Below are 8,818 nucleotides of genomic sequence, written 5' to 3' on the forward strand. Positions count from 1 at the left end.
TCATGAGAAAGCCCATATAAATGGGTAGAGTACAAGTTGCTGTAGAAGCATTTTTAATTCGTCTGATCACAGATACTTTATAAAGTATTTTAATACTTTTTTGAATCCGTCAATGCGTAAGTCCTATTATTGTCATTTTGTGGTTTATTTAATCGTTTAATCTTCAGATGATCTATCCCTGAAAATAGGTATTTTCACACTATTTAACTCAAAGTTGCTACCGTTTAAGTTTTCTAATTTTTGATATTCATCTGCTGTAATTTTAAGGAATTAAGTCAGTTCCGCTGAATCTTGTTCCTGATATGCCTATAATAGGGCAGTTTTAATTTTGGCAGTTTGTTATGCGCGGTTTATATCTGATCACCAATGATGATCCTTTAGAACTTTTATTGGCTAAGCTTGAAGGTGCAATGGCCAATGGCGGTATTTCAGTATTGCAATACCGTCGTAAAAAAGTCGCCAAAGAAGATCAATTTTATGAAATTGAGTATATGAAAGCCATGTGTGCTGAATATCGCGTACCTTTCGTGATTAATGACGATCTTGAAATTGCGGTTAAATACGGTGTAGGTGTGCATCTGGGCCAGGATGATGGCTCTATTGTCGATGCGGTTGCACGTTTGCCAGAAGGTGTCCTGATTGGTCGCAGTTGCAACAATTCACTGGAATTGGCAGAACAGGCGATTGCCGATGGTGCAAATTATGTGGCATTTGGTGCAATTTATGCGACTGAGAGTAAGCCTGAAGCCGGAAACATTGGTTTGGAAACATTAAAACAAGCCAAAACGCAACTAAATGTGCCGATCTGTGCCATTGGCGGGTTAACCGTTGAAAATTCAAAGATCGTGGTTGAATCTGGTGCAGATTATTGTGCAGTGATTAGTGATATATTAGGTCGTCCTATGCATGCCATTCCTGAGCGTCTTGATGAATGGTCTACACTTTTTCAAGACAGCCTTTAATAATATAGATTTAGATTGATTTAATTTTGAGTTGAGTAAATTCATGAGCCTATCTCCAAAGCAAGAACAATTGTTTAAACAAGCCAGCAAACATATTCCGGGTGGGGTGAATTCACCGGTACGTGCGTTTAATGGGGTGGGTGGTACGCCTGTATTTATTGAAAAAGCCAAAGGTGCCTATTTATACGATGTCGATGGTAAACGCTATGTGGACTATGTTGGTTCATGGGGACCGATGATTTTAGGCCATGCCCATCCTGACATCATTAAAGCCGTACAAGAGGCTGCTGTTGATGGCTTAAGCTTTGGTGCACCAACAGTTCATGAAACAACCCTGGCTGACATCATCTGTGAAATCATGCCGTCGATTGAACTGGTTCGTATGACCAATTCAGGTACGGAAGCAACCATGACAGCAATCCGTTTGGCACGAGGCTACACAGGCCGCGATAAGATTGTAAAATTTGAAGGCTGTTACCACGGTCACTCAGACTCGCTTTTAGTTAAAGCGGGTTCAGGCATGTTGACTAGCGGTGAAGGTGAAGCGACTTCTGCGGGTGTACCGGCTGATTTTGCCAAGCACACTTTAACCCTGCCATACAATGACATCGCGACTTTAAAAGAATGTTTTGCTAAATTCGGTCATGAAATTGCTGGCGTAATTGTTGAGCCAGTCGCAGGCAACATGAACTTGGTGAAACCGATTGACGGTTTCCTGCAAGCAATTCGTGATGTATGTGATGAGCATGGTTCGGTTTTCATCATTGATGAAGTGATGACCGGTTTCCGTGTCGGTCTAGGCGGTGCACAGGCACATTATGGCGTAACACCTGATTTGACCACTTTGGGTAAAATTATTGGTGCAGGCCTGCCAGTCGGTGCGTTTGGTGGTAAACGAGAAGTGATGGAATGCATCGCGCCACTGGGTAAAGTCTATCAAGCAGGGACATTGTCAGGTAATCCACTCGCGATGCGTGCCGGTATTGAAATGTTTAAACATTTACGTGCCGAAGGTTTTTATGAAAAATTAACTGCGCAACTCGAAAAACTGCTTGCCGGTTTACAAGCTGCTGCGGATGAAGCAGATATTCCATTCAAGACTCAACAAGTGGGCGGGATGTTCGGTTTGTACTTTACCGATCAAGAAGACATTACCAGCTTTGATTCAATGCTGAAATGTGATGTGAATGCCTTCCGTAAATTCTTCCATGGCATGTTGCAGCGTGGGGTGAATTTTGCGCCATCTGCATTTGAAGCTGGCTTTATTTCAGCTGCACACAGTGATGAAGATATTGAATTTACTATTCAAGCTGCGAAAGAAACCTTTGCTGAAATGAAAGCATCCGCTTAATTTTGAGCATGTAAATGAAGCCCGTTTTATAGCGGGCTTTTTTATAAAGAATTTTTGAGAGCGAATATGAAAACCAAACATTATTTGACTTTAAGCGATGCGGAATTTTTACTAAATTCAGCTTATGAATATGCACTTGAACATGATTTTAATGTCAGTATCGCCATTGTAGATGAAACGGGTAATTTGCTTGCGATGAAACGTATGGATGGGGCATCACCTATGACAGCCAATTTATGTCTAGAAAAAGCCAAATGCTCGGCAATGAGCCGCCGTCCATCCAAGCTATTTGAAGATATTATCAAAGGCGGTCAAATGGGCTTTCTGACTATGGAAACGTTCTCGGGCATGTTAGAAGGTGGTGAGCCGATTCTGTATCAAGGGCAGTTGGTCGGAGCGATGGGGGTGTCAGGTGTGAAGTCGTTTGAAGATGCGGAGATTGCACAGGTAGCGATTGAGAAGTTTTTAGCGCAGGTTGAGGCTTAATGTTTTATCCATTACCCAAAAAGATCCAACTCACCCCCTCCCAAGCCAAATGGCAGCTTTCAGCAACTGAATCGGTTTTAGTGTTGGTGGGATTGCACAACCTAAGGATGATGGCAGGCATACAAGACAGCGACCTCATGACCCATCTTGTTCAGATCACCAATAAAGCCAAAGCTTTAGATATTCCGATTGTTGATTTGTATGGCGATGACCTGATGCAGGGCATGCAGCAACTCGGTGAATATGCATCATCGCATCCCCAACTGATTTTTGCCGGGCAGGTCACGCCGATGCTCAAGCAAATATTGCCGCATCTACAAAGTGTCACCGAGCAAATCTGTGTAGTGGACGATGCGATTTTATTGTCGAATCAAGACCAGCATATTCAATGGATTGATAACATTTCGATACACGGCTTGCATCATATGAATAGCTATAGTTTGACTAGATTATGGGATTTAAGTGCTCCATCCAATTATGTGCTTTCCCCCAAGGGAATTATGCTTGCGGTTGCAGAGCAACTGAACATGGATGCTCTGGAAATTGATCCTGATATCGATCTGAAACAATACGGTTTGGATTCTGTTGCTATTGTCACTTTAGTGGGTATTTGGCGAGCGCATGGGGCAAACATTACTTATGAAGATGTCCTAAAACACAATTCACTACATGCGCTGGTCAGCTTTGTATTGCAATCAGCACGTTGATAACACGGGATTGAAATAATTTTTGAGCAAAATCGGAAAAACCGTCACCAATTCGAATATTGTGCATTGTAATTCTGCGCCAAGCTTTCTATCATTGCCGCCTTGTTTGCGCGATCAGCCTGGGATTGAACATTGAGTAATTTTCTAACCGAACATCTGATACATCGTGATGAAGATTTTATGGTCATCCATAAACCTGCAGGTGTACTCACCGTTCCTGGCAAAACCGAAGATTTACAAGATTGCGTGATCAACCGATTATTAGAAATAGAACCCAAAACACTACTGATTCACCGCCTGGATCGTGATACTTCAGGTATTCTGGTGTTTGGCCTGAGCAGATGGGGGCAAAAAACCATTTCCCGCCAGTTTCAGGAACGTCAAACCGACAAAACCTATCAGGCGCTTGTAGCAGGGCATCTTGAAGGGGAAGGCACGGTTGATGTACCTGTCGTCTATGACCCTGAACATCCACCATTACATATTGCCGATCCAAATCATAACAAGCCTGCACTGACCCATTGGCAGGCCATCGAACATTTTGAAATTCAGGGACAGGCGGTGACGAGGGTCAAACTTAGCCCGATTACCGGCCGTTCCCATCAGCTACGCGTGCATATGCAATATCTGGGTCATCCTATTATTGGTGATACTTTATATGCCACTCCTGAGCAGCAACTGATGATGCCGCGTCTGTGCCTGCATGCTGAAAACTTAAGTTTTTATCATCCGCAAACAGAACAGCTGATGGAGTTTTATGCTCCAGTTCCTTTTTAAAGTAAAAACTTTTTAATCCTCATAGATTTTGCGCACTTTTTAGTGGGCTTTATGTCAAAATATATTGCTTAAAGACCTGGTTTTTTGCTCAAATACCAAGCAGATTTTGGGCTTGAAATTAGTGTCCTCATTTTTAGATAAAGGTGGAAAAATTGCATCAGTTTGCTATTGGTCAGCGTTGGTTATCAGATACGGAAACAGAACTCGGTTTAGGGGTTCTTATAGATGTAGATGAAAGATCGGTTAGCATCTTATTCCCAAAAAGTGATGAAACACGTGTCTATGCACGTAACAATGCACCTTTATCACGTATTGTGTTCAATGTGAAGGATGAACTGCAGGATCAGGAAGGCACCCAATGGACAGTTGAGTCTTTGGAAGACCGTCATGGTGTGGTGCGCTATAACGTCGTGCGTAATCTGGAAGATGGCTCAGAAGAACGTAAGTCACTCAATGAAACCCGTATCGGTGCGACCATCCAGCTGTCTAAACCGCTTGACCGTTTACTGGCCAGTCAGGTCGACTATAAAGAATGGTATGACCTGCGTATTGAAGCTTTACTGATGCAAGCCAATATGAAGAACAGTCCTCTGCGCGGCATGGTCGGTGCGCGTGTAGGCCTGATTCCGCACCAGCTTTATATTGCCCATGAAGTGGGACAGCGTTTTGCACCGCGTGTCTTACTTGCGGACGAAGTCGGTTTGGGTAAAACCATTGAAGCGGGCCTGATTATTCATCAGCAACTCAAAACATCGCGTTCTGAACGTATCCTGATTCTCGTGCCAGATTCACTGCAATATCAGTGGATGATTGAAATGCGCCGCCGTTTTAATCTGGAATTTTCACTGTTCGATTTGACCCGTACCGCATCCATCAAGGAACATGATCCTGATCTAAACCCATTCCTGACCGAGCAGCGCATCATTGCTTCTGTTGATTTGATGGTGGATCACGAGGATTTACGTGAACAGGCTTTAGAAGCTGGTTTTGATCTTCTGGTGGTGGATGAAGCTCATCACCTGATGTGGAGTGAAGAAGAAGGAGGTAATGACCGTTACGATTTGGTTGAAGAGCTGGCGGAAAAAACCCCGGGTGTGTTACTGCTTACAGCAACACCTGAACAGTTAGGTGTAGAAAGCCATTTTGCCCGTTTACGTCTGCTTGATCCACAACGTTTCAGTTCACTTGATCGCTTCCTTGATGAAGAAGAGCAGTATCATCAGACTGCAAAAATTGCTGAAGTGCTGATGTCAGACCTGCCTTTGGAAGAAGGGCATTTAAAAGCGATTGAAGGTTTATTGGGTCATAGCATTCAGGATGAGCCGGAACAGCGTTTCCGTGCTATTCACGAATTATTAGACCGTCATGGTACTGGCCGTATCTTATTCCGTAATACCCGTGAAGCGATTCAGGGTTTCCCGGGTCGTGACTGTCAACCAGCACCTTTACCAGCACCTGCAAACTGGTCAAAAGACGGTAAGCTACGTGAACAGATGTGGCCGGAAGAAGCTCAGCTGGATGGCGCATGGATGGAACATGATCCACGCGTGATGTGGCTGATGGAAAAGCTGCGTACTGATCTTAAACACAAAAAAGTGTTGCTGATTGCACGTAGTGGTCCTGTAGTGGAAGCACTGGAAAATGTGCTGCGTTTACATGCTGGTATCCGTACTGCCATGTTCCATGAAGGTATGAGCCTGCTTGAGCGTGACCAGGCAGCGGCTTATTTCGCTGAAGAGTCTTATGGGGCACAAATTCTATTGTGTTCTGAAATCGGTTCAGAAGGGCGTAACTTCCAGTTTGCCTCTGACCTGATCTTATTTGATTTGCCTGCGAACCCGGATGTGCTTGAACAGCGTATTGGTCGTCTGGACCGTATTGGTCAGGAAAACCGGATTCAGATTCATGTGCCTTATCTGGTTGGTACAGCGCAAGAGCGTATGTTCCGCTGGTACAACGAAGGCTTAAATATTTTCAGTAATATTTCCCCGACGGCACAAACACTGCAAGAAAACTTTATTGTGAAATTAAAAGACTGTTTACTGGCAGATTTAGGCCAGCAGTTTGAAGATTTGCTGGAAGAAGTTAGTGTTCAGCGTGAAGCGCTGGAAGCTGAATTGCAGGAAGGCCGTGACCGTCTGCTGGAATACAACTCTTGCCGTCCAATCGTGGCACAGGAAATTGTGCAGGCGCTTGAAGATTATGATGACAACACTACTTTGCCGATGTTTATGAAACGCTTCATGGCGTCGACCAATATCGATTTTGATGAGCAAAGTAACGGTACGGTGATCATCAAGCCGACCGATCAAATGCAGGTACAAGGCTTGTCTTTAGATGAAGAAGGCATGACTGCGACTTTCTATCGTGATCAGGCGCAAGTTCGTGAAGATGCCCAGTATTTAACCCTTGAGCATCCATTCACTGAAAGTGTGATGGAAATGATCAATACTCAATCTTTTGGTAGTACCAACGTTGCGGTATTAAAATCAGCAGCCTTGCCACAGGGTTCGGTATTGATGGAAGTCTGGTTCAAGGTGGATGTGGTTGCACCGAAGGCATTGAACCTGCCATCCAGCTTGCCACAACAGTTGATTCGTGTATTGCTTAGTGAAAAAGGTCAGGACCTGTCTGAAAAGATTGCACCAGAAATCCTGAAACCTTATTTGCATCACCTAGATGGCAATAGCTGCCGTCAAGTGGTGAAAGCACGCCGTGAAGTGATTGAGCAGCGTTATGCACAAGCCTTGGATATTGCCAAATCTGCATTGCCAAACTTCAAGCAGCAGGCAAAAGAAGTTTATGGCAATAAATGGCAATATGAAATTGACCGTTTAACTTACCTGAAGCAATTCAACCCAAGTATCCGTGAAGATGAAATTTCACGCTTACAGAAATTCCAGAAAGAAGGCTTGAGCTTGTTGGATGGCTTATCTGTCATACCGGAAGCCATTCAGGTGATGGTTGTGGTTAAACCATAATTTGGAATTGAAACAAAAAGCACCTGCGGGTGCTTTTTGTTTTTAAGATGAAGGAGTTCTGACTCATCTAGCTTAAAATTCAACTCATGCTAAAATAAGAAAATAATTTTTATAAAGTACAAGAAGAATAACAATGGCTCAGTCTTTAATAACCCTCGGTTCTACCACCTCGCACGGCGGTATAGTTTCGGAATGCGATTCTTCTTTTATCATAAATGGAGTGGCTGTGCATTTGCATGGCATGAAGCATTATTGTCCGAAATGCCAAACTGTTGTGTCCGCGATTGCTGCTGAACAGTCAACTACTGTGAAAGGACGTGGGGTGGTGATTGCAGGTGATAAGACAACTTGTGGAGCGACTTTTTTAGGTAGTCAGTTTCTGGTGGTTTCGCGAAAATAAACAGCAGCAGTCAAATCATTTGGTGTACAGAATTCTGTAATTAAGCCTTCTGACTTGCAAGTCAGGGAGTTAAGCATTTAGTGATTTCATCCAAGCCTGCTTTTGCTTAAGCTATCGCACTACTACGGGAACAATTTTAACAAGAGCAGCTTGTATGGCAGATGAATTATTTAGAAAAAATGCGATTCATTTTACTCATGCCAATGGTATTCCTTCTGCCAGCTATCAAAAGTTTTTTCGCTCTTTTGAAGAAGAATTTGATATTAAAGCTATTCCAGTGATTGGAATGAGTCCGGAACATCCAGTCACTTATACATGGACACATCTGGTGGATCAGGTGATTGTAGATATTGAACAGCAATTTCCACATCAGCAGGTGATAGGACTGGGGCATTCATTTGGCTCTCTGGTCACATTAATGGCAGCGTATAAACGCCCTGATTTGTTTTCACAACTGGTGATCATGGATCCACCTTTTGTGATTGGGCCTAAGTCTGCCATTTTTGAAGTTATGCAAAAGCTGAAATTAAAAGCAGTCGATAAAATTACTCCTGCAGCTATGACTTTGAAGCGCAACGATCACTGGCCTGACCATGAAACGGCATATGCATCTTTGCGAAATAATCGCCTGTTCAAGAGTTTTGATATGCAGTGTTTTGATGATTATTTTGCTCATGCTATTACAGCAGATCAAAGCAGAGGAGGCGTGACCTTAACTATTCCTAAAGCCATTGAAGCAGAAATTTTCAGAACCGTTCCAGCCTGGTGGTGGCGTACACCACGTCAAGCACCGAAAATGCCTGTACATTTAATTACGGCAGAACAGAGTCACTTTTATAAACAGGGCTTGCCGCAAGGAATGAAAAAAATCTATGGAATTGAGTTTAGTGTGGTTGAAGGCGGACATATGTTTCCTTTAGAGCAACCTGAAAGCATATCCCAATCGGTGAAAAAAATTATTTCAGCACAGCAAAATATTGAATGCATAGTGAAGAATCCATATGTGTATTCTTCACGAACAATAAAATTCTCTGTACACGACAAATTTCATAGGATCCTTGTCCTATCAGGCTTTTTCTTTCTTAAAATTGCTAGCACTTTCTTAAATTCTTCTTTTTTTCCAAAACCAATCAAACGTAGAATAGCCATTTGAA

7 protein-coding genes and 1 pseudogene are annotated in these 8,818 nt (G+C 43.1%); all 8 read left to right on the forward strand.

Annotated features, from left to right (window positions below):
* Positions 1 to 341 precede the first annotated feature (341 nt).
* On the forward strand, positions 342 to 962 hold the full coding sequence (thiE, locus tag FTU91_RS14550) for a thiamine phosphate synthase (protein ID WP_180082678.1): 621 nt from the start codon (positions 342 to 344) through the stop codon (positions 960 to 962).
* Between the two features lie 43 nt (positions 963 to 1,005).
* On the forward strand, positions 1,006 to 2,313 hold the full coding sequence (gene hemL / locus FTU91_RS14555; protein WP_180041742.1) for a glutamate-1-semialdehyde 2,1-aminomutase: 1,308 nt from the start codon (positions 1,006 to 1,008) through the stop codon (positions 2,311 to 2,313).
* A gap of 66 nt (positions 2,314 to 2,379) precedes the next feature.
* Positions 2,380 to 2,799 (forward strand): heme-binding protein, encoded by a 420-nt coding sequence (locus FTU91_RS14560; protein ID WP_180041740.1) that lies wholly within the window; start codon positions 2,380 to 2,382, stop codon positions 2,797 to 2,799.
* Positions 2,799 to 3,506 carry a phosphopantetheine-binding protein gene (locus FTU91_RS14565; RefSeq protein ID WP_180041738.1) on the forward strand — a complete coding sequence of 236 codons (708 nt, stop codon included), beginning with the start codon at positions 2,799 to 2,801 and terminating at the stop codon, positions 3,504 to 3,506. The genes FTU91_RS14560 and FTU91_RS14565 overlap by 1 nt, the downstream gene beginning before the upstream one ends.
* A gap of 132 nt (positions 3,507 to 3,638) precedes the next feature.
* A complete protein-coding gene (locus FTU91_RS14570) occupies positions 3,639 to 4,283 on the forward strand; it encodes an RluA family pseudouridine synthase (protein WP_180041736.1) in 645 nt (214 codons plus the stop codon).
* A 143-nt stretch (positions 4,284 to 4,426) separates the two neighbouring features.
* Complete coding sequence (gene rapA, locus FTU91_RS14575; RefSeq protein ID WP_180041734.1) at positions 4,427 to 7,264, forward strand: RNA polymerase-associated protein RapA; 2,838 nt, start codon at positions 4,427 to 4,429, stop codon at positions 7,262 to 7,264.
* Positions 7,265 to 7,397: 133 nt separating this feature from the next.
* Positions 7,398 to 7,664 carry a PAAR domain-containing protein gene (locus FTU91_RS14580; protein ID WP_180041732.1) on the forward strand — a complete coding sequence of 89 codons (267 nt, stop codon included), beginning with the start codon at positions 7,398 to 7,400 and terminating at the stop codon, positions 7,662 to 7,664.
* Between the two features lie 154 nt (positions 7,665 to 7,818).
* Positions 7,819 to 8,616, forward strand: a pseudogene (locus FTU91_RS14585) (alpha/beta fold hydrolase); the annotation flags it as partial.
* Positions 8,617 to 8,818: the final 202 nt, after the last annotated feature.

It is taken from the genome of Acinetobacter sp. YH12201, from assembly GCF_013418145.1.
Classification (GTDB): domain Bacteria; phylum Pseudomonadota; class Gammaproteobacteria; order Pseudomonadales; family Moraxellaceae; genus Acinetobacter.

Coding starts and splice junctions, on each gene's coding strand:
- FTU91_RS14565 (WP_180041738.1), top strand. CDS start 2,799: ATGTTTTATCCATTACCCAAAAAGATCCAACTCACCCCCTCCCAAGCC.
- hemL (WP_180041742.1), top strand. CDS start 1,006: ATGAGCCTATCTCCAAAGCAAGAACAATTGTTTAAACAAGCCAGCAAA.
- FTU91_RS14580 (WP_180041732.1), top strand. CDS start 7,398: ATGGCTCAGTCTTTAATAACCCTCGGTTCTACCACCTCGCACGGCGGT.
- thiE (WP_180082678.1), top strand. CDS start 342: ATGCGCGGTTTATATCTGATCACCAATGATGATCCTTTAGAACTTTTA.
- FTU91_RS14560 (WP_180041740.1), top strand. CDS start 2,380: ATGAAAACCAAACATTATTTGACTTTAAGCGATGCGGAATTTTTACTA.